Raw genomic sequence first — 1516 nt, forward strand, 5'->3', positions numbered from 1 at the left:
GTCTTGGCGTTGCGGAACAGGCGGGCGAGAGCAGCAGCGAGCTGGCGGACTCTGGTCTCGACCGACCACACGACGACCACATGCGTCGGCGCGTCCAGGCGGCGAGCGATCGCAGTCCAGCGCTCCCGTTCCCGGCGGCTTTCGATGACGTGTTCGCCGATCTCGTCGACGACTTCGGCGCCGGTCGCAGTGCACGACATCCAGGGCCGGGCCCGGCGCATGAGCGATCCGTAGAGACGCCCGCTGGCGGCAGCGTCGAATTCGGCCCAGTCCTGGGCGATTTCGACGGCGGCCTCTTCGGCGATGGCGTCGGCGAACTCAGCCCGCCAGTCCTCCCACTCGCCCCAGGTCCGGCGGATCATGGCGCGCAGCTGGTCGCCGTTCATGGCGTCGATGAACTCCTCGGTCTCCTCGACGTCATCGAAGGGCCGGGCGTAGGCGTCGGCGCAGTCCTTGAGGAAACGGCGGGCGGCGGCGTGCTCGCCTTGGTGCATCACGGTCATGTCAGTTCTCCTTGGTGTTTTCGGCGATGAATGCCTGCTCGATGAAGGCCAGGTTGTCGGCATGGCGGGCCGCGCCGGCCTCGGTGTTGTGAGGCCACTCGCGGCCGTCGTGAACCTGGTCGTAGGCCAGCGCGTAGCGGCGCTCCTCGACCGGCGACACCGGCTCGTGCCCGTACAGATGCGGGTTATTGCGGGCCGTGAACTCGGCAATCAGGCTGGCGAGCTGGTCTTCGAGTTCGATCACCTTCGGTGAGCGTGGGAACTGCGGGGCGAGGTCGCCCGCAATTCGGGCGTCCAGCAGCTGGGACTTGACCACCTCGATCTCGCTCAGCAGCTGCGCGGCGGACAGATCCGCTGGGCTGCTCACGTACTTCGGGTGGGCCACGACCAGCAGATCGGGCCGAAACTTCGCCAGCGCGGCGCGGTTGTCGACGCGCAGAGAGGCGACGGACTTCTCGTGCCGCGCGGCGATCTCGGCATCGAGGGCCGCCAGCTCCGGATCGGTCGGCTGGGCCAGCGCCCGGAACTGGGCCTGTGCTCGCCGGTACTGCCAGATATCGACGGCGGCCGCGGCCGCGACGACAGCAGCTCCTGCTGATACGCCGATCACGACGGATCGAATGGTGTTGTGCGACATCACTTCTCCTTCTTGATGGGGTTGCGGTTGGTGCGGCGGGTCTCGTAGCGGGCGCGACGGTGCGCCAGCGCCTCGACATGGCGACGGATCCAGCTGCCGGTATCGGCGATGGCGTAGCCGAACATCTGGACCGACTCGGCGACGCCGGGGCGGCCTGCGCAGTGCCACCACCCGAAAGCGGCGACAGCCAGCACGTACAGCGCCAGCGGACCGGGCAGCGGCAGAACTGCCACAGCGGTGGCAGCGACTGCGGTACCGGCGACGGCCGGGCCCCAGATCCGGGCCCAGTCACGGGCCTTGGTGGCCCGGTCGACGTGCGGCTTGGCCGTGCGACCGAGGACACCGCCGTCCTGCTTGACCGGCACCAACTGCGCGG

General features: G+C 69.1%; 3 protein-coding genes. All 3 read right to left on the minus strand.

All coding sequences use genetic code 11. The features are described from left to right. Positions 1 to 503: hypothetical protein (locus tag ACFWUY_RS41555; protein ID WP_384122210.1), on the minus strand; the 503-nt coding region annotated here is incomplete at its 3' end. A gap of 1 nt (position 504) precedes the next feature. Beyond that, positions 505 to 1140, minus strand: coding sequence for a hypothetical protein (locus ACFWUY_RS41560; RefSeq protein ID WP_384122213.1), 636 nt, complete (start codon positions 1138 to 1140; stop codon positions 505 to 507). Further along, positions 1140 to 1516, minus strand: a 377-nt coding sequence (locus ACFWUY_RS41565; protein WP_384122216.1) for a hypothetical protein, incomplete at its 5' end; no start/stop codon positions are given. The genes ACFWUY_RS41565 and ACFWUY_RS41560, both read right to left, overlap by 1 nt.

Origin of the sequence: Streptomyces sp. NPDC058664, assembly GCF_042716635.1 — a bacterium.
GTDB lineage: Bacteria > Actinomycetota > Actinomycetes > Streptomycetales > Streptomycetaceae > Streptomyces.